Consider the following 18,502-nt stretch of genomic DNA (forward strand, 5'->3'; position numbering starts at 1 on the left):
TCGTCAGGCGTTGATCAGCGGCGCTCGCGGCGGCCTTCGCGCTCGTCGCGCTTCTGCATCTGGACCGAAGGGCCCTCGTTGTGCTCGTCGACCTTGATGGTCAGAACGCGCATAACGTCGTCATGCAGGCGCATCAGGCGCTCCATTTCCTGAACGGCGCCAGCTGGGGCGTCGGTCTTCAGGAAGGAATAGTGACCCTTGCGGTTCTTGTTGATCTTGTAGGCCATCGTCTTGACGCCCCAGTACTCGCTTTCGACGACGTTGCCGCCGTTGTCAGCCAGAACGGTGCCGAAATGTTCGACGAGGCTTTCTGCCTGCGCGTTGGACAGGTCCTGACGCGCGATCATTACATGCTCATACAGTGGCATGTGCACTCCTGTTTCTATCAAGGCGCATTTCAAAGGCGGGGCCGGTTCGTCCTTCGCGACCCTGCCACGAGAGGCTGCGCGATTCATAACTCTTGCGAAGGATGGCCCCATATACACCATTCGCGTCGGGGGGCAAGGGCCGTCACACATGCCTTGGTGAAGTCGCGCTATTTCCTTTGCGCTGCCCAATTCCTGACTCTTTTCGGCTCAAAGTTGTTTTGCATACCGGGAACTAACCGGACAGACCGAACCAAAGACGGCAACGTGAACTAGGGTACAGAGAAATGACCGCGATGAACACGAATACCATCGAGAAGTCTGCGAACAGCACGACTTATGATCAATCGGTTCCAATTCTTATCGCATTTGCGCCGAATTGGAGGGCACGCACTATTCTGGCACGCGTCGCCGGGGCGTTTTTGATCATTGTGGCGTTTTCCATGTGGCTGATGTCGGGTGCGGTGATGGCAACCGAGGTTTGGCCGATCAAGCTGGCCGCGTCGCTGACATTCTTACTGATCGGCGTCAGCCTGCTGACCATTCAGGTGCTCGATGCGCGCCCCGATGCCTATTTTGATCCGATCCGCCGCGAAGTACGCGTGCTGCAAAAGAATGAAAACGGGCGTCCTCAGACAGTACTGCGCCGCAGCTATGACACCTTGGGTGGTGCACGGTTCGATGATGATCAGGTCGAACTCTATGATGTGGACGGCAGCCTGCTGATGAAGTTGCCGCTACAATCGGCGGATGTTGGCCGAGCGCTGAAGGGCCAATTGAGCGGAAGTGTAACGATCTTCGCCTGATTTTCACTTCTGTTCATTTAGGAACAGAAATTGTTAGAGAATAAGTCTTGTGTGCCGCCCAAGGGCGGCACATTTTTGTTGTTGAGCATTCCAACTGGTTTGCACTCACAACATTTTTGGAGATAGTCATGAAATCCACCCTTCTTGCTGCTGCACTGGCCGTATCGGCGACCTCGGCGTTTGCAAGCGCCGAGAAATACGTTTTGGACCCCAGCCACAGCCAGGTTGTCTTCAACTATAACCACCTTGGTTTTTCCACCACGACTGGCATGTTCTCGGGCTTTGAGGGCGAGATCATGTTCGATCAGGAAAACCCGGCAGATTCCAGCGTGAGCGTGTCGATGCCAGTGGTCGAAATGATCACCGGCTGGAAGCCGCGCGAAGATCACTTCATGACCGAAGACTTTTTTGGCGTCGCCGAGGGTGACCTGATTTCGTTCACCTCGACCGGTATCGAAGTCACCGGTGAAAACACCGCGAACATCACCGGCGATCTGACCATGAATGGCGTGACCAAGTCGGTCGTTCTGGACGCGAAGCTGAACCAGGTTGGCGAGCATCCGATGGCGGGCAAGCCCTGGGCCGGATTTGATGCCACCACCACACTGGTCCGCAGCGAGTTCGATCTGGGACAGTTCGCACCGTTTGTTAGCGATGAGGTTGAGGTTCGTATTTCGGTAGAGGCGCAAAAGGCCGAGTAAGCCTGCCTTACGTGCAAAAAGAAACCGCCGGGACCCGTCAGGTCTCGGCGGTTTTTTTCTGTTCGACTATCTTTATTCAGCCTGAATGGCCGTCAGTTCGACGGTGACTTTGACTGCAAAAGCCAGCGAGTCTTCGGTCGGTTGTGACGTCCCGACATCATAGTCTAATCGGTTCAACTCCAACTCACCCTGCATCTTCGCGGTCCCATCTTGCAAGTCCAGCTCGAACGGAAGGGTAACATCCATGGTTTTGTCCCGGATGGTCAATGTGCCGCGCGCCTCATAGGCCAAATCTGTTTTGAACAGATCCGCTTTAAAACTCGCGGTTGAAAACTGAGCGCTGTCAAAGAAATCCGCAGCAAGGGCTTGCTGTGTTACGGTGCCGATGGTCAATGAGCCGATGGCGATTGTCACATCGGCAGATCCCGCTGGTCCGGGTTCCGCCGGTTCGTCAAAAGTGATTGCCGCAGTCCAATCGGAAAACGCGCCGCTGACGGGGCTGCCCAACTGGGTGATCGTGATTGCCAAAGTGCCTTCCTGCACCTGCCAGTCGGATTGGACGGCCTCCAGTTCGGCAGATGCATTATCACCGGTCGGATGTGCCGAGTAGGCTCCGTCGAACCACCCGATGCTAAGAGCAACAGCCCAGATCACGACTGCTGCTACGACGGGGGCAGGTGAGTGCCATTGCGTTGGTGGTTCCGGCAATTCCACCTGTCCGGGCAGCATGCGGCGCAATGTGCTGTCTTTGTCGATTACATGGTGCTTGAGCGCGCCAACGATATGCAAAACCAGCGCACCCACCAGCACAAGCATCAGGACGAAGTGTAACCCGCCGCTTGCTTCGGCCAATGCGGGGGATTTCGGCACAAAAGGCAGGTTCTGCCCGAACGGCCAGAGGATCGGCGCAAACCCTTCGGTGGCCGCATGGTGAATCCAGCCTGTCAGAGGAACCAGAACCAGCGAGCCATACAACAGCCAGTGGACGGTTTCCGCAGCAAATGCCTCGGGCTTGTTTTCAGCATTGAGCAATCCTGGCTTGGGTTGGCTGATCGCCCACAAGATACGGGCAAGGGCCACGAAAAAGACCGTTACACCGATAGTCTTGTGCAGTGAAAACAGCTGCGCCGCCTGTTGCAGGTCTTCCGGTGTCGTTGGAATGGTCGGGTCTTCGATTGCGTGTGCCAGTTGGTTTGCAAACCACCCAATCGGCAGCGCCGTCAGAATGAGCAAGGCTGTCAGCCAGTGGAAGGTTTTCGAAACGCCTCCATAGCTTTGGGTGGTGTTGGCAAGGGGCATTGGTTTGCGACTCCGATCTGTTTGCTGTGGCCACCCTAAATGCAGCCGGGGCCGACACAATAGGCTTTGACGCACAGTTTACGTGTCAGGATGCAGAGCTTGTGCCGCTCGTTCACTCGGTTTACACCCCATCGCAACCTAACGTCATCCAAGAGGTTGTAATGACACGCGCGTTCGTTTTTCCGGGGCAGGGCGCCCAGACCATAGGTATGGGCAAGGCACTGGCCGAGGCCTACCCGGCTGCACAGGCTGTTTTCGAAGAGGTCGATGAAGCGCTTGGTGAAAAGCTGAGCACCTTAATTTGGGAAGGTGATATTGCAGACCTGACCCTGACGCAGAACGCACAGCCGGCGCTGATGGCAACCTCGATGGCGGCGATGCGCGCGTTGGAGGCCGAAGGTGTTGCCGTCACGGACGCTGCATTTGTGGCTGGGCATTCGTTGGGGGAATATTCAGCGCTTGCGGCAGCTGGCGCGCTGTCGATTGCGGATACGGCGCGTTTGTTACGGACGCGTGGCCAGGCAATGCAAAGCGCGGTTCCCGTTGGTGAAGGCGCAATGGCCGCCATTCTGGGGCTGGACCTTGAGGCGGTTCGTGCTGTCGCAGAAGAGGCTGGGCAGGGCGAGGTCTGTCAGGCGGCGAATGACAACGACCCTACACAGGTGGTTGTGTCGGGTGCGAAGGCCGCGGTGGAACGTGCTGCCGAGATTGCCAAAGAAAAAGGTGCCAAACGCGCCGTGATGTTGCCCGTAAGCGCCCCGTTCCATTGTGCGTTGATGCAACCCGCCGCAGATGTGATGGCCGAGGCGCTGGCTGCAGTTGAAATCAAGGCCCCGGCAGTTCCGCTAATTGCGAACGTGCGCGCCGAGGCTGTTGGCGATCCGGACCTGATCCGTCAGTTGCTGGTCGAGCAGGTCACCGGTTCCGTGCGTTGGCGCGAGAGCGTGCAGTACATGGTGGCACAGGGCGTGACCGAGACGTGGGAGATCGGCGCAGGCAAGGCGCTTTCAGGGATGATCCGCAAGATCGACCGCGCGATTGCTGGCAAGGCTGTTGGTACGCCGGATGACGTGCAGAATGTGGTTAAGAGCGAATCATAAGAACAACGTGCGACGCAAGTTGCGCTGCAAAGGGAAGATCGAATGTTTGATTTGACAGGTAAGAATGCGTTGATCACCGGAGCGTCCGGCGGGATTGGCGGCGAGATTGCGCGCGTGCTGCACGGTGCGGGGGCCACGGTTGCGTTGTCGGGCACTCGTGTCGAACCGCTCGAGGCATTGGCCGCCGAACTGGTCGAGCGGGCGCATGTCCTGCCATGTAACCTGAGCGACGGCGAAGCTGTTTCCGCGCTGCCGAAGCAAGCTGCCGAGGCGATGGGGTCGGTTGATATTCTGGTCAACAACGCCGGGATTACCCGGGACAACCTGTTCATGCGTATGTCGGATGACGAATGGCAGAGCGTGATCGACGTGAACATGACCTCGACCGCCAAGCTGTGCAAAGGGGTCCTGCGGGGCATGATGAAAGCCCGTTGGGGTCGGATCATCAACATCTCGTCCGTGGTTGGCGCCACCGGCAACCCCGGTCAAGCGAACTATGCCGCATCCAAGGCGGGTATGGTCGGTATGACGAAGTCGTTGGCCTATGAAGTTGCCAGTCGTGGGATCACGGCTAACGCGGTTGCGCCCGGCTTCATCACCACAGCCATGACCGACAAGCTGACCGACGATCAGAAATCGGGCATTTTGGGGCAGGTTCCCGCCGGTCGCATGGGCGATGCGTCGGAAATTGCGGCGGCTGTACTGTATCTTGCCAGCCCCGAAGCCGGATATGTTACCGGAACCACCTTGCATGTTAACGGCGGTATGGCCATGTTGTGAGCGCGGACAGGGGCAGGTGCGAAAGCGTTTGCCTCGCGCGTTGTCTATGCTATAGGCGGCGCATAAATGCTGGGGTCGACCAAATGGTCGGCCTTCTACTTTCCCGGTCATCCGGGACCCAACCGCCCGCACCGGGCAAATCAAAGCCAGCCTGAGCGGGCAAGGGCAGAACCGGGCACTAGGCCCTGAAAACGGAATGAGGAATAGACATGAGCGACGTCGCAGATCGCGTTAAAAAGATCGTTGTTGAGCACCTGGGTGTTGAAGAAGACAAAGTGACCGAAAACGCGTCCTTCATCGACGATCTGGGCGCAGACAGCCTGGACACTGTTGAGCTGGTTATGGCCTTCGAAGAAGAGTTCGGCATCGAAATCCCCGATGACGCAGCCGAGACCATCCAGACATTTGGCGACGCCGTCAAATTCATCTCTGAAGCCTCCTAAGAGCTTCGACATTATTAAAAAGCGGCGCTTCCGGGCAACGGAGGCGCCGTTTTTTTTGTGCCGTGCCCAATTCTGGCTTGCAAGGTGCCGTATTCGTTCGCAACCTTTTACCCGAGGCACATAATTCAGAGCGGGAAGGGCATGATAAGATCCACCCCGATGATCAATACGGCCCGTTTGACGCTGAGCGGCATGCGGCCAGAGGATTTCAACCGGTTCGCCGAGATTTGGCGCAACCCATGCATCGTGCGACATATCGGCGGCAAGCCGCGGTCGCGCGGAGAGGCGTGGGATTCATTCCTTCGAAATGCCGGGCACTGGCAAATGGCCGGTTTCGGGCAGTGGGCCGTGGTTCAGCAGTCGAATCGGCAGATGATCGGGCAGGCGGGGTTCTTCTACGGTAACCGCTCGATCGGCGAAGATTTTGACAGTTTCCCCGAGGCAGGCTGGATTTTGGTCCCCGAGTCACAAGGGCAGGGCTTGGGGTTAGAGGCCGCGCAGGCCGCGCATGATTGGTTTGACCGGATCATGCCTGGGCCATTGGTTGCTATGGTGAATTCTGGGAATTCTGCCTCGAAAAAGCTGGCGAACAAGCTGGGGTATGCCCCGATGCGTGAATGCGCGTACAATGGCAGCGACGTTACGCTACTGCGCCGAAATGGTCCGCCGCCACGCCACTGACAATTTGAGACTTCCTGAATGCCGCAAACCGAACTTGGTTTGCCGATCCTGGTAAAACGGGCCGATCTTCCGCGTGTATGGTACTCTGGATTTGCAGAGCGATTGAGCGGAGGAGCAAGCTCATGAGGATTTACCCCACGATGGAATTGCAGAACGGCCGGTGTGTCACACTGGACAAGGGCCGTCTGGACGACGCGATGATCTGGCATGTGAATCCGGCGGACACGGCGCGTAGCTGGTCTGCGGCCGGTGCCACGTGGATGCACCTGACGGATTTCGATGCAATCGAAGGCCGCGACACCAACGCCGAATTGGTCGAGGAAATCATCCGCACGTCTGAGATGTCAGTGCAACTGGCCGGCGGTATGCGGACGCGAGAACAGGTCGAGTATTGGATCGACAAAGGCGCGGGACGGATCGTGATTGGCACGCTGGCGGCCTGGGACCCGAATCTGGTCAAGGAGCTGGCCAAGCTTTACCCGGACCAAATCGTTCTGGCTGTGGATGTCTGGCAAGGACAGGTCATGACCGAAGGCTGGCGCAGCCAGAGTGCGTTTACGCCGGAAGCATTTATTGAGGCGTTCGAAGGTACGCCCTTTGCGGCAATTCTGGTGACCGATATCGACAGCGACATCGAAGACGTCGACGCGCAGCTGGGTCTGATCTCGGGTCTGGCGCAACTTTCGCGCACACCGGTAATCGCCAGCGGTGTCGTTCGGACATCAGATGACATCTCGCGCCTGGCCTATGTGCACAACATCTCGGGCGCGTTGGTTGGACGGGCATTGTTCCGCAAGACGGTTGACTTAGCGGATGCGCTTGATGTGGCCGAACAGGCTCACGAGCCGGTCGCTGAGTTCCAGTAAGTTTATCCCACAAGATATTGCCCCGGCTCTTTCAAATCTGCGAAAGGGTCGGGGCAAATTGTTTCGGCACAACCCGCACCGACGGACGGCCCGGCGAAATGGCGCCGGGATGGAATGTGCCGTTGCTCTTGCCCCCGGACCCCGGGCCGGGGTATGAGCGGTTCTCAAATAGGAAGCAGGCAAGAGGCATTTCATGCGCAGAGTCGTTGTAACCGGTCTGGGATTGGTCACTCCTTTGGCCAGCGGGGTCGAGGAATCTTGGTCACGGTTGTTGGATGGGGAATCCGGCGCAGGCCCGATCACCCAGTTTGATGCCGTAGAGAGCGGTGTCACCACGACCTATGCCTGCGAAGTTCCGCGCGGCGATGGAACCGAAGGGACGTTTAACCCCGACGATTGGTTGCCGCCAAAAGAGCAACGCAAGATCGAAGACTTCATTCTGTATTCGATCGCAGCCGCCGACATGGCCTGCCAAGATGCCAACTGGCTGCCTGAGGATGAAGAAGACCGCCTGCGTACAGGCGTTCTGATCGGTTCCGGTATCGGCGGTTTGGGCTCTATTGCTGAAACGGCAAACCTGATCCGCGACAAAGGTCCGCGTCGTGTGTCGCCGTTCTTTATTCCCGGTGCGCTGATCAACCTGGCATCCGGTCAGGTGTCTATCCGCCACGGGTTCAAGGGGCCCAACCATTCGGTCGTGACAGCTTGTTCGACCGGTGCGCATGCCATTGGCGATGCCAGCCGCATCATTCGTGCAGGTGACGCTGACGTCATGGTTGCCGGTGGCGGTGAAGGCTGCATCTGCGAGATCGGTATCGCTGGTTTCAATGCGTGCAAGGCGCTGTCGACCAAGTACGCAGACGACCCAAAGAAAGCCAGTCGGCCGTATGACGTGGACCGTGATGGCTTTGTCATGGGTGAGGGCGCAGGCATCGTGGTTCTGGAAGAGTACGAGCACGCCAAGGCGCGCGGTGCAAAGATCTATGCCGAAGTGCTGGGCTATGGCATGTCCGGCGACGCTTATCACATCACCGCACCGTCCGAGGATGGTGATGGCGCTGAGCGTTCCATGAAAGCCGCATTGCGCAGCGCGGGCCTTGAGCCTTCGGATCTGGACTATATCAATGCGCATGGCACATCGACTATGGCGGATACGATCGAACTGGGCGCGGTAGAGCGCCTGTTGGGGGATCACGCCAGCAAGGCCACCATGACCTCAACCAAATCGGCCACTGGTCACCTTTTGGGTGCGGCTGGCGCGATTGAGGCGATCTTTTCGATCCTGGCGATCCGGGATCAAGTGGCTCCGCCGACGATCAATCTGGATAACCCCGCCGTTGAAACTCCGATCGATCTGGCGCCCAACGCCAAGCGTGAGCGTGAGATCAATGTGGCGTTGTCGAATTCGTTCGGCTTTGGCGGCACCAATGCCAGCGTGATCTTCGGAAAGGTCAGCTAAATGTTCCGGGCTCTTGCTTCGAATGCGCTGACCTTGCTGATCGTTGCCTTGTTCCTGATGGGCGGGCTGGTTGTGTGGGGGCAGTCGCAATACAAGGCCGAGGGTCCGCTAGAATCCGCCATGTGCCTGCAGGTCAGAAGCGGGTCGAATATGACCCGTGTCAGCCAAGAGCTTGAAGATGACGGAGCCATCAGCAGCGCCATGATCTTTCGCATGGCGGCGGACTACACGGATAAATCGCAGCAGCTGAAAGCCGGTAGCTTTCTGGTGCGCGAAGGCGCGTCGATGGAGCAGATCATCGACGAGATTACCAGCAGCGGGGCCAGCACCTGTGGGTCCGAGATTGAATACCGTATCGGTGTCACCCGCATCCAAACCCGGGTACGCGAGTTGGACCCGGCAACGCTGGAATTTGTCGAGATCGCATCGTTTGATGTGACCGACGAGGACATCCCTGCCGAATACGGTCAAAAGCGTGAAGAAGCCGACACCCGGTACCGTGTGTCTGTTGCTGAGGGCGTGACCTCTTGGCAGGTAGCGCAAGGCTTGCAGGCGATTGAACCGCTGACAGGTGAGATTGCCGAGATCCCGGCCGAAGGGATGTTGGCACCTGACAGCTATGATTTGGCACCGGGCGATGACCGGACGGCTGTTCTGCAGGCGATGCAAGACAAGCAACAATTGCGCATCAATGCAGTGTGGGAGAGCCGCCAAGGCGACCTTCCCATCAGCAGCCCAGAGGAAATGCTGATCCTCGCGTCGATCATCGAAAAGGAAACCGGTGTTCCCAATGAACGCGGGCAGGTTGCGAGCGTCTTTGTGAACCGGCTTGAGCAGGGCATGAAACTGCAGACAGACCCGACGGTCATCTATGGCGTCACCAAGGGTCAAGGCACGCTGGGGCGCGGGCTTCGTCGCAGTGAGCTGCGCCGTGCAACACCTTGGAATACTTATGTGATAGACGGTTTGCCACCGACACCCATTGCCAACCCAGGGTTGGCCAGCCTTGAGGCTGCTGTCGCACCGGAAGAGACCAACTTTGTCTTCTTTGTTGCGGATGGCACCGGGGGGCACGCGTTTGCGGAAACCTTGCAGGAGCACAATCGGAACGTCGCCAAGTGGCGAGAGATTGAGGCTGAAAGAAACAGCTCAAGCAACTAAGAAAAAAAGGCCGCGTCGAAAACGCGGCCTTTTCTTTTTTTATGCAGCGGGACGTCCGCGTGGGCGACGACGTTTCGAAGACGCGGGCTTCGATGTCGAATTTGCCCCTTGCGGTCTACGCCCCCGGAAGCCTCCGCGATTGCGGGCTTTCTTGGGCTCGGAAAATTCTGGCATGGTGCCGCTGGCGACCGGAATTTCAATCTTCATCAGTTTCTGAATCTGGCGCAGCTGGTCCACCTCGTCCGGTGAGCAGAAGGCGATAGCCTCACCTTCGCGACCAGCACGGGCTGTGCGCCCGATGCGGTGGACATAGTTGTCGGGCACTTCGGGCAGGTCATAGTTGATCACATAGGCAACACCGGGAATGTCGATGCCACGCGCGGCCACGTCGGTCGCGACTAATACGTTGATCTCTCCGGCCCGGAACGCCTTGATCGCGCGGTCGCGCTGTCCCTGGCTTTTGTTACCGTGAATCGAGGCCGCGTTGAATCCATCGGCCACAAGGCCTCTCATCAGTTTCTCGGCACCGTGTTTGGTACGGGAAAATACCAAGGTCAGAGCGTCCATGTCAGCGGACAGAATTTCGCGCAATTTCCGCGGTTTGCCGGCCCTGTCGACGAAATGCACAGACTGCGTGATCTTGTCCGCCGCTTTACCTGGAGGCGAGACCTGCACTCGCTGCGGGTTGGTCAGATAGGATTGGCTAAGCTCTTCCATCTGTTTTGGCATAGTGGCCGAGAACAGCATGGTTTGGCGCGGCGTGCCCAGCTTGGGTGCGATTTTGCGTAGGGCGTGGATAAAGCCCATGTCCAGCATCTGGTCGGCCTCGTCCAGTACAAGATGTCGCACCGAGCCAAGGTCAACAGCACCGCGTTCCATCAGGTCGATCAAACGCCCGGGTGTGGCGACCAGAATGTCGGTGCCGCGCGACAGGAACGAAATCTGTCTGCCGATCGACTGACCACCGACCACGGTGGCCACGCGCAGTTTGGTCTTGTCGGTCAGGTTGCGCAGGCTATCCGCGATCTGGTTGACCAGCTCGCGGGTTGGGGCAAGGATCAGCGCTTTGGCGGTTTTGGGCGCGGGTTTGCCGGGCTGCGCCAGCAAGTGGTCGATCAGCGGCAGGCCGAAGGCTAGCGTCTTACCGGTGCCGGTCTGCGCCAGGCCCAGGATGTCGTGACCGTTCAGCGCCAGCGGGATGGCCTGGTTCTGAATAGGGGTCGGTTGTGAGAAATTGGCACGTTTCAGTGCATCGTTGAGGGCTGGTGCAAGGCCCAGCATGTCGAAGTCGAACAAATAACTATCCTTTGTAACCCGCAAGGCAATAGCCGTGCGGACAAGACGTGTCTGGCCACGCAGCGCGTGACCGGCAGGGTTTCCGCTAAACCTCGGGACGTGCAGGCGAACCCTGCGCCATCTGGCGTCGCGTCAAGAACCCTGCGTGAATGGGAACTAGGAGAAGTAGTGATGCGCTGTGGGGTCTGCTGCGACCGTCAATGCTCACGCGTCAGCGCTGTCTTAAGGTGGCACATGCTAGTTTTGTTAGCATTTGTCAAGCCATGAATTGCGAAGTGGGAACACGTACTTGCCGCGGCCGCCAGGGAACGGATTGTTCAAATAGAAGAACCTTGTCCAGCTGGGCTTTGAAAATCCCGAAGTGCTTCTTGGCTTTCATAACATCGGAAAATACCCGATCCTTAGGGGAGATGACTTTTTGTGTATGACCAAAAAAGGAATCCAGAAATGTGCGCTAAAATACTTGTAGCTACCACTCTGACCGTGGTTCTAGCCGCGTCTTCAGCAATCGCATGCTCTCGGATCGTCTATGAAACGGCAGACGGATCCTTCCTCACGGGGAGGACGCTTGACTGGTTCGAAGATACTTCAACAGACATTTGGGCCTTCCCGCGGGGCATGGACCGTGATGGTGGTGCCGGAGAGAATTCGGTCAAATGGACGTCCAAATACGGCTCTGTCGTGGCAACGATCTATGACGGAGCAACTGTTGACGGCATGAATGATGGCGGGCTGGTCGGCAACGCTCTCTATCTTGCCGAAGCGGATTACGGGACGGAAAATGCCGGAGACAAACCTCTCATTTCTGTCGGAGGGTGGTTGCAGTATTTTCTGGATAACTTTGCAACAGTTGAAGAAGCCGTTGCAGCTATGGAGCAAGAGCCATTCGTGATTGTAGCGCCGATGTTGCCTAGCGGACATGAGGCAGGGGGGCATATTGCGCTATCCGATGCGTCTGGTGACAGTGCAATATTCGAGTATCTCGATGGCGAGTTGGCTATCCACCACGGCCGCGAATTTACTGTCATGACGAACTCTCCTACTTTTGACGAACAACTCGCAATCACCACTTATTGGGGTGAAGTTAATGGTCTTTCATTTTTGCCCGGAACCCATCGGTCTTCCGACCGATTTGCGCGGTTGAGCTGGAATCTGAATGCCGTTCCCTCGTTTGACGACAAAAACGATGCGACGGCGGCGGTGTTCTCTCTCGTGCGATCAATTTCCGTACCATTTGGTGTGACGGACCCAGAGCGCCCAAACATCGCATCAACAACCTGGCGTACGGTCGCTGATCATGAGCTGGGTCGGTACTACTATGAGAGCGTGTTCAGCCCTACATTGTTTTGGGTGGATATCGAGAACCTTGATCTCTCCGATGGGGCTTCTACCCTGAAATTGGAACTTGGCGAAAAGCCCATCCTTGCGGGCGAGGTTTCGGCCAGCTTTGAACCTTCCGAGCCATTTCTTTTTCTCGGCGATACGTAACGTTGTAGTCACGGGGCTCAACCACTGACGACCGTCTGCCACATAGTCCTATCAGTAAAGGTCTCTTAACTATCAGCGCACGCTACCCGTTGCGCCGTTGTTGCGCAACACATTGACTTTGCGGACTTTCTTGCGTATAAGTTGTGTCATGCTAGAAGAGGTGGACGACGGCCCCGGGGCGACCCGGTGGCCGTTTTTCGTTTCTCTCGTGCGGAGATCACTCACGCATGAGGTCACAGGCACACATGACTTTGATTACCCCGGAAGAGCGGATGTCCCAGACGGCTGATTTGTTGCAGTCGCTTGAGAGATCCATTCGCGATCTGCGCCAAGCAGCGGAAGAACTGCGCAAACAGATCGGTGCCGGGGAGGATGCAGATCTTGCTGGTTCAGCCAAGCAACTCGGGCAGTTAGAGGGGCTGATCCGAAGTTGTCAGAAAGTGGAGACAAGCTTTGTCGAACAACATCACAGACAAGCCGGAATTGCCCAAGGGGGGTATGCGCTCGACCTTGAGCGCGCTCGATTTGAGATTGGGTGCAGGCTGGCTCGCCTCCGCGCCTGCTGCGGTTCGGGACAGATTTCTGAGTGAGATCGGGGAGGGGGGGCTGTGCGCCCTCCCTTTCCTGTTCGAGTTCTGGGCACTGCCGCATCAGTTGCCGCCCGAAGGCGACTGGCGGTCCTGGGTTATCATGGGCGGGCGCGGTGCTGGTAAGACGCGGGCCGGGTCAGAATGGGTGCGACAGGTGGTCGAGGGGGCTTTGCCGCTGGATCGCGGCGAGGCGCGTCGTGTGGCCTTGGTCGGTGAGACTTTCGATCAGGTGCGCGATGTGATGATCTTTGGCGATAGCGGGATTTTGCAGTGTTCGCCGCCGGATCGGCGACCTGTCTGGAAGGCGTCCGAACGGAAACTGATCTGGCCAAACGGAGCTGAGGCGCAGGCGTTTTCGGCGCATGATCCTGAGGGGTTGCGCGGGCCGCAGTTCGATGCGGCCTGGGTGGATGAGTTGGCCAAGTGGAAGAAGGCTGGCGAGACCTGGGATATGCTGCAATTTGCCTTGCGGTTGGGGGAGCGACCTCGGGTCTGTGTGACGACCACACCGCGCAATGTGAAGGTTTTGAAGGAATTGCTGGCGTCTCCGTCCACCGTGCAGACCCATGCGCCGACCGAGGCGAACCGGGCCAATCTGGCGGATTCGTTTCTGGACGAAGTGCGCGCGCGTTATGCGGGTACGCGGCTGGGGCGGCAGGAGTTGGACGGCGTGCTGCTGTCGGATGCCGAGGGGGCGTTGTGGACCGGGGCGATGCTGGACGCGGCGCGAGTTGAGAATGTACCAGAGTTGGACCGTATTGTGGTCGCGCTGGACCCAGCGGTGACGGCGGGCTCGGATGCGGATGCCTGCGGGATCGTGGTGGTCGGCGCGCAAGTGCAAGGGCCGCCCGAGGACTGGCGGGCCTATGTACTGGCCGACCGGACGGTGCAGGGCGTTGGCCCGGCGGGCTGGGCGCAGGCGGCGATTGACGCGATGGATGAATTCAGGGCCGAAAGACTGGTGGCCGAGGTCAATCAGGGCGGGCAACTGGTGGAAGAGGTCGTGCGGCAGGTGGACCCTCTGGTGCCTTATCGCGCGGTGCGGGCCTCACGCGGGAAGGTCGCGCGTGCCGAGCCTGTTGCGGCATTGTACGAACAGGGGCGGGTGGCGCATGTCGCGGGGCTGGACGCGCTGGAGGAGCAGATGTGCCAGATGACCGCGCGGGGGTTCGAGGGGCAGGGCTCCCCCGACCGGGTCGACGCGCTGGTCTGGGCGCTGCATGAGTTGGTGGTGGGGCCTGCGGGGGCGTATCGGCGGCCTCGCGTGCGGACTTTGTAGATGCAATCAATGAATATGTTTTTCCTTTGTATTGCGATACATCACAGCTTGACGTTCTCATATGGATAGCCCAGCTTTTGCGTGACTATTATCTAAGGTTGCGCACTCGATGGGCGATGTAACTCACCTAGATCACTCTAGTTCGGTGTTTCGAATAATGCCGCCAACGACTAATGTATTGGGCCGAACTTTCCTTTTTCGATCTTCACAGTTAGGAACCGCTGTTTCAGTCCAGTATAAAGGCAATCATTATTTTATCACGGCCAACCATTTAGTTGATGACAGGCTAGAAAAACCGATTGCAATAAAGAGTCGATCTGGCTGGGAGTACCTCAGTTCTGCTGTTTTGCTAACTAAGTCAGTCGATCTTGATATCGCTGTATTCAGTAACCCTCTATACCCTGTCGATTTTCTTGATAAGCTGTCGCTTCCGCTAGATATGGATGGCCTTGTTTGCGGGCAGCACGTACACTTCCTAGGTTTCCCTCTGTCGCTTGAGGAATACGTTGACTTCTCGGGTTTGGAGGGGCGCCCTTTCCCATTTCAGAGAGGGGGCTATTGTATCAGCTATTACCGGAAACCGTATGATATTGGACGGGTTCAATACGATAGGTTTCTCTGGTGGACCGGTTGTTCATTATAGAGATGGCTTACATAGAGTTTGCGGTGTCGTTACTGGCTACAAGGAAGAAATCAGACCAGTCGAAATGCCAGATTCCGATTGGCAGTCAGAACTAGATGCCGTTTACAAGCAAAACACTGGAATCACCTACGCAACATGCGCCAGCTCGATTAGAAATCTAATAGACGAAATCGGTTAAGAGCCTGTAAGTGTTTCTCTTTCCATGAATGGTAAGCGCGATTTGCCGTTGCCCAACCTCCGCACGCTCCATTCCCGAGGCTTAAACCTCTTTCCCTCATAACTCTTTTCAACAAGCCGGGCAGAGCGGCGGCAGAAAGGAGCACAGATGGTATTCGATTTCTTGCGTCGTGGAACGGCCGGGGAAGCGCCCGAAGCAAAGGCGAGCGCGGCGGGGCCTGTGGTGGCGTGGCAGACGGGTGGGCGCGTGGCGTGGAGCCCCAGGGACGCGGTGTCGCTGACGCGGACGGGGTTTTCGGGGAACCCGGTGGGGTTCCGCTCGGTCAAGTTGATCGCCGAGGCGGCGGCGGCACTGCCTCTGGTGCTGCAGGATCAGGCGCAGCGCTATGACGTGCATCCGATCATATCTCTGATGCGCCGCCCGAATGCGGCGCAGGGGCGGGCGGAATTGATGGAGGCTTTGTTTGGGCAGTTGTTGCTGTCAGGAAACGCCTATGTCGAGGCGGCACAGGCCGAGGATGGATTGCCGGTTGAACTGCACGTCCTGCGCTCGGACCGAATGAGCGTGGTGCCGGGGGCGGATGGATGGCCCAAGGCGTATGACTATACGGCGGGCGGCAAGACGCATCGTTTCCCGGCTGATGCGATCTGTCATATCAAGTCATTCCACCCCCAAGACGACCACTACGGGTTCTCGCCGATGCAAGCTGCGGCGATGGCGATTGATGTGCATAACAGCGCGTCGCGGTGGTCGAAATCATTGCTGGACAATGCTGCGCGGCCTTCGGGCGCGTTGGTGTGGAAAGGCGGCGATGGACATGGGGTGATGGCCGAGGATCAATTCCGCCGCTTGTCCGATGAGATTGAGCAAAACTATCGCGGGGCGCGCAATGCAGGCCGTCCGATGGTTCTGGAAGGGGGGCTCGATTGGAAGCCGATGGGTTTTTCACCCTCTGACATGGAGTTTCAAAAGACCAAGGAAGCCGCCGCCCGCGAGATCGCACTGGCCTTTGGGGTCCCGCCGATGTTGCTGGGAATTCAAGGCGACGCGACCTATTCGAACTATCAGGAGGCCAACCGGGCGTTTTACCGCCTGACCGTTCTGCCCTTGGTGACGCGGGTGGCGGCGGCGGTGTCGGAATGGTTGGCGGGCTTTACAGGCGAAGAACTGGTGTTGAAACCCGACCTGGATCAGGTGCCGGCGCTGTCGGCGGAGCGGGATGCGCAATGGGCGCGAATCAACGGCGCCGAGTTCCTGACAGACGCTGAGAAACGCGTGATGCTGGGGCTACCGGAGCGTGCAGATGGCTGAGGGGTATCCGCCGTTTGATTGTGCGCCGGGCCTGCGCTTGGCTGCGCATGAACGGGTGGCCGAGATCCAGCACGCGCATTTATGCAGGCGGCTGGATCAGATCGAAGAGATGATGGAGCGGCTGGAGAAACGGCTGTGGCTGACGGTCTATGGAGTCGTTGCGGTGATCCTGGCGCAAGCGTTTCAGTCAATTCTGGTGGTGTCGCCATGAATTCAGAGGCTTATGAGGAGGTGTTCATGGATTTAGAACACAAGTTTGCGCGGTTTAGCGATGGATTGTCGGTGACCGAGGACGCGGTGATCGAGGGCTATGCCAGCCTGTTTGGGCAGGTCGATCAAGGGAGCGATGTAGTGCAGAAAGGCGCATATCGCAGGTCGTTGGCTGGGCTAACGGCGGCAGGTCAGCGGGTCAAAATGCTGTGGCAGCACGACCCGGCGCAACCCATCGGTGTCTGGGACGACGTGCGCGAAGATGAACGCGGGCTTTGGGTCAAGGGACGTATGTTGGAAACCACGCAGAAAGGCCGTGAAGCTGCGGAATTGATCCGGGCCGGGGCCATTGACGGGCTGTCGATCGGCTATCGCATCAAACGGGCCATAAAAAATGAAAAGGGCCATCGGGTCCTGACCGAACTGGAGCTGTGGGAGGTGTCGCTTGTGACTTTTCCGATGCTGCCCAGTGCGCGGGTGGCGGCAAAGGGGACGATCCCGGACGCCGAGGACACCCTGCGCAATATTGCCGAGGTGTTTGATCACGCCCGGCAGGAGCTGGCGCGAACCTAGCGCGCCTCAATCCCACCCAAACAAGGAAGTTCTGATGAGCAAGACCGAGACCCCGGCCTTGACCGGAGAGGGTGTGCCCCTGGTTCAGGAGGTGAAGCAGGCGATGACTGGCTTCGTGAGCGAATTCAAGGGCCTGAAGGCTGAAGTTAAAACCAAACTGCAACAGACAGAAGAGCGACTGACCATGCTGGATCGTAAATCAATCACCGCGGCGCGCCCGCATCTTGCGGCTTCAATCGAGGACGGTGCGCCGCATCAGAAGGCTTTCGACGCCTATGTGCGATGCGGTGACGATGACGGCCTGCGCGGCCTTGATATGGAAGCCAAATCGCTGTCCAGCGCCGTTAACAGCGATGGCGGATATCTGGTCGATCCGCAAACCGCCGAGATGATCAAGTCGGTGCTGAAATCCACGGCCTCGATCCGTTCGATCGCTTCGGTGGTGAATGTCGAGGCGAACTCGTTCGACGTGTTGATCGACCACACCGACGTGGGCGCGGGCTGGGCGGATGAAAGTTCTGCTGCGACCGAGACGGCGACCCCGTCTATTGATCGCATCTCGATTGCCTTGCACGAGCTGAGCGCGCTGCCAAAGGCGTCGCAGCGCCTTTTGGATGACAGTGCGTTCGATGTCGAGGGATGGCTGGCTGGTCGTATCGCTGACAAATTTGCCCGCGCCGAAGCGGCGGCGTTCATCTCGGGCGATGGTGCGGACAAGCCAAATGGCATTCTGAACCATGCCAAGGTCGACAATGATGTTTGGACCTGGGGCAATCTGGGCTATGTCCCGACCGGCATTGACGGTGGTGTCGATGCGGACGCGATTGTCGATGTGGTTTATGCGCTGGGCGCGCAATACCGCGTCAATGGCACCTTCGTAATGAATTCGAAAACTGCTGGTGTGATCCGCAAGCTAAAGGACAGCGATGGCCGCTTCCTGTGGTCGGACGGTCTGGCTGCGGGTGAGCCTGCGCGCCTGATGGGCTATCCGGTTCTGATTGCCGAGGACATGCCGGATGCGGGCACCGACAGTTTCTCGATTGCCTTTGGTGACTTCCAGGCCGGCTACACTATTGCCGAGCGCCCTGATCTGCGCGTCTTGCGTGATCCGTTCAGCGCCAAGCCGCACGTTCTGTTCTATGCGACCAAGCGTGTCGGCGGCGACGTGAGCGACTTTGCCGCGATCAAGCTGGTGAAATTCGGCACCGCCTAAGCGGTGACGGATCCGGGGGGTCATTGGCCCCTCGGGCGCGGGCGCGGGCCGGGGTGAGAT

General features: G+C 58.2%; 18 protein-coding genes. 15 read left to right on the forward strand and 3 right to left on the reverse strand.

Annotated elements, in window-relative coordinates:
• Positions 1–14: 14 nt before the first annotated feature.
• Positions 15–368 (reverse strand): 30S ribosomal protein S6, encoded by a 354-nt coding sequence (gene rpsF, locus AC2FFP_RS09815; protein ID WP_082637099.1) that lies wholly within the window; start codon positions 366–368, stop codon positions 15–17.
• Positions 369–652: 284 nt separating this feature from the next.
• On the opposite strand from rpsF, the gene AC2FFP_RS09820 reads away from it, so the two are divergent.
• Together AC2FFP_RS09820 and AC2FFP_RS09825 are read left to right on the forward strand one after the other, a co-directional pair.
• On the forward strand, positions 653–1,171 hold the full coding sequence (locus tag AC2FFP_RS09820; protein WP_496723447.1) for a hypothetical protein: 519 nt from the start codon (positions 653–655) through the stop codon (positions 1,169–1,171).
• A 128-nt stretch (positions 1,172–1,299) separates the two neighbouring features.
• A complete protein-coding gene (locus tag AC2FFP_RS09825; protein ID WP_109311412.1) occupies positions 1,300–1,872 on the forward strand; it encodes a YceI family protein in 573 nt (190 codons plus the stop codon).
• A gap of 72 nt (positions 1,873–1,944) precedes the next feature.
• On the opposite strand, the gene AC2FFP_RS09830 is transcribed toward AC2FFP_RS09825, so the two are convergent.
• A complete protein-coding gene (locus AC2FFP_RS09830) occupies positions 1,945–3,171 on the reverse strand; it encodes a cytochrome b/b6 domain-containing protein (RefSeq protein ID WP_496880981.1) in 1,227 nt (408 codons plus the stop codon).
• Positions 3,172–3,332: 161 nt separating this feature from the next.
• Between AC2FFP_RS09830 and fabD the strand changes: the two genes are divergently transcribed.
• From fabD to mltG, 7 genes are all read left to right on the forward strand, one after another.
• The gene (gene fabD, locus AC2FFP_RS09835) at positions 3,333–4,271 is read left to right on the forward strand and encodes an ACP S-malonyltransferase (RefSeq protein WP_496881010.1); all 939 of its coding nucleotides are present in this window, start codon (positions 3,333–3,335) and stop codon (positions 4,269–4,271) included.
• A 42-nt stretch (positions 4,272–4,313) separates the two neighbouring features.
• On the forward strand, positions 4,314–5,051 hold the full coding sequence (gene fabG / locus AC2FFP_RS09840; protein WP_496766969.1) for a 3-oxoacyl-[acyl-carrier-protein] reductase: 738 nt from the start codon (positions 4,314–4,316) through the stop codon (positions 5,049–5,051).
• Positions 5,052–5,260: 209 nt separating this feature from the next.
• Complete coding sequence (locus AC2FFP_RS09845) at positions 5,261–5,494, forward strand: acyl carrier protein (protein WP_005982462.1); 234 nt, start codon at positions 5,261–5,263, stop codon at positions 5,492–5,494.
• A gap of 141 nt (positions 5,495–5,635) precedes the next feature.
• Positions 5,636–6,175, forward strand: a complete 540-nt coding sequence (locus AC2FFP_RS09850; RefSeq protein ID WP_496766970.1) for a GNAT family N-acetyltransferase — start codon at positions 5,636–5,638, stop codon at positions 6,173–6,175.
• A 122-nt stretch (positions 6,176–6,297) separates the two neighbouring features.
• Positions 6,298–7,041 (forward strand): 1-(5-phosphoribosyl)-5-[(5-phosphoribosylamino)methylideneamino]imidazole-4-carboxamide isomerase, encoded by a 744-nt coding sequence (locus AC2FFP_RS09855; RefSeq protein WP_496740430.1) that lies wholly within the window; start codon positions 6,298–6,300, stop codon positions 7,039–7,041.
• Between the two features lie 193 nt (positions 7,042–7,234).
• Positions 7,235–8,500, forward strand: coding sequence for a beta-ketoacyl-ACP synthase II (gene fabF / locus AC2FFP_RS09860; RefSeq protein ID WP_496766971.1), 1,266 nt, complete (start codon positions 7,235–7,237; stop codon positions 8,498–8,500).
• A complete protein-coding gene (gene mltG / locus AC2FFP_RS09865; RefSeq protein ID WP_496880982.1) occupies positions 8,501–9,661 on the forward strand; it encodes an endolytic transglycosylase MltG in 1,161 nt (386 codons plus the stop codon).
• Between the two features lie 39 nt (positions 9,662–9,700).
• Here mltG and AC2FFP_RS09870 read toward each other — a convergent pair whose 3' ends face one another.
• Positions 9,701–10,957 carry a DEAD/DEAH box helicase gene (locus tag AC2FFP_RS09870; RefSeq protein ID WP_496880983.1) on the reverse strand — a complete coding sequence of 419 codons (1,257 nt, stop codon included), beginning with the start codon at positions 10,955–10,957 and terminating at the stop codon, positions 9,701–9,703.
• 420 nt (positions 10,958–11,377) lie between these two features.
• Here AC2FFP_RS09870 and AC2FFP_RS09875 point away from each other — a divergent pair, with 420 nt between their 5' ends.
• The 6 genes from AC2FFP_RS09875 (at position 11,378) to AC2FFP_RS09900 (ending at position 18,442) form a co-directional block, all read left to right on the forward strand.
• Positions 11,378–12,445 (forward strand): linear amide C-N hydrolase, encoded by a 1,068-nt coding sequence (locus AC2FFP_RS09875; protein WP_496844166.1) that lies wholly within the window; start codon positions 11,378–11,380, stop codon positions 12,443–12,445.
• Between the two features lie 498 nt (positions 12,446–12,943).
• Positions 12,944–14,314 carry a DNA-packaging protein gene (locus tag AC2FFP_RS09880; RefSeq protein ID WP_496844258.1) on the forward strand — a complete coding sequence of 457 codons (1,371 nt, stop codon included), beginning with the start codon at positions 12,944–12,946 and terminating at the stop codon, positions 14,312–14,314.
• Positions 14,315–15,282: 968 nt separating this feature from the next.
• Complete coding sequence (locus AC2FFP_RS09885; RefSeq protein ID WP_496880984.1) at positions 15,283–16,446, forward strand: phage portal protein; 1,164 nt, start codon at positions 15,283–15,285, stop codon at positions 16,444–16,446.
• The gene (locus AC2FFP_RS09890) at positions 16,439–16,657 is read left to right on the forward strand and encodes a GTA head formation protein, RCAP_rcc01685 family (protein WP_108860356.1); all 219 of its coding nucleotides are present in this window, start codon (positions 16,439–16,441) and stop codon (positions 16,655–16,657) included. The genes AC2FFP_RS09885 and AC2FFP_RS09890 overlap by 8 nt, the downstream gene beginning before the upstream one ends.
• Positions 16,658–16,683: 26 nt before the next feature.
• Positions 16,684–17,229 carry an HK97 family phage prohead protease gene (locus AC2FFP_RS09895; protein ID WP_496844168.1) on the forward strand — a complete coding sequence of 182 codons (546 nt, stop codon included), beginning with the start codon at positions 16,684–16,686 and terminating at the stop codon, positions 17,227–17,229.
• Positions 17,230–17,263: 34 nt separating this feature from the next.
• A complete protein-coding gene (locus AC2FFP_RS09900; RefSeq protein ID WP_282169346.1) occupies positions 17,264–18,442 on the forward strand; it encodes a phage major capsid protein in 1,179 nt (392 codons plus the stop codon).
• Positions 18,443–18,502: the final 60 nt, after the last annotated feature.

This window comes from Ruegeria sp. YTSC004 (genome assembly GCF_059609805.1).

Excerpts from the sequence above, each read along its gene's own strand:
- fabF (WP_496766971.1), top strand. The coding sequence starts at position 7,235 with ATGCGCAGAGTCGTTGTAACCGGTCTGGGATTGGTCACTCCTTTGGCC.
- fabD (WP_496881010.1), top strand. The coding sequence starts at position 3,333 with ATGACACGCGCGTTCGTTTTTCCGGGGCAGGGCGCCCAGACCATAGGT.
- AC2FFP_RS09850 (WP_496766970.1), top strand. The coding sequence starts at position 5,636 with ATGATAAGATCCACCCCGATGATCAATACGGCCCGTTTGACGCTGAGC.
- mltG (WP_496880982.1), top strand. The coding sequence starts at position 8,501 with ATGTTCCGGGCTCTTGCTTCGAATGCGCTGACCTTGCTGATCGTTGCC.
- AC2FFP_RS09855 (WP_496740430.1), top strand. The coding sequence starts at position 6,298 with ATGAGGATTTACCCCACGATGGAATTGCAGAACGGCCGGTGTGTCACA.
- rpsF (WP_082637099.1), bottom strand. The coding sequence starts at position 368 with ATGCCACTGTATGAGCATGTAATGATCGCGCGTCAGGACCTGTCCAAC.
- AC2FFP_RS09820 (WP_496723447.1), top strand. The coding sequence starts at position 653 with ATGACCGCGATGAACACGAATACCATCGAGAAGTCTGCGAACAGCACG.
- fabG (WP_496766969.1), top strand. The coding sequence starts at position 4,314 with ATGTTTGATTTGACAGGTAAGAATGCGTTGATCACCGGAGCGTCCGGC.
- AC2FFP_RS09895 (WP_496844168.1), top strand. The coding sequence starts at position 16,684 with ATGGATTTAGAACACAAGTTTGCGCGGTTTAGCGATGGATTGTCGGTG.
- AC2FFP_RS09880 (WP_496844258.1), top strand. The coding sequence starts at position 12,944 with ATGCGCTCGACCTTGAGCGCGCTCGATTTGAGATTGGGTGCAGGCTGG.
- AC2FFP_RS09845 (WP_005982462.1), top strand. The coding sequence starts at position 5,261 with ATGAGCGACGTCGCAGATCGCGTTAAAAAGATCGTTGTTGAGCACCTG.
- AC2FFP_RS09830 (WP_496880981.1), bottom strand. The coding sequence starts at position 3,171 with ATGCCCCTTGCCAACACCACCCAAAGCTATGGAGGCGTTTCGAAAACC.
- AC2FFP_RS09900 (WP_282169346.1), top strand. The coding sequence starts at position 17,264 with ATGAGCAAGACCGAGACCCCGGCCTTGACCGGAGAGGGTGTGCCCCTG.
- AC2FFP_RS09890 (WP_108860356.1), top strand. The coding sequence starts at position 16,439 with ATGGCTGAGGGGTATCCGCCGTTTGATTGTGCGCCGGGCCTGCGCTTG.
- AC2FFP_RS09885 (WP_496880984.1), top strand. The coding sequence starts at position 15,283 with ATGGTATTCGATTTCTTGCGTCGTGGAACGGCCGGGGAAGCGCCCGAA.
- AC2FFP_RS09825 (WP_109311412.1), top strand. The coding sequence starts at position 1,300 with ATGAAATCCACCCTTCTTGCTGCTGCACTGGCCGTATCGGCGACCTCG.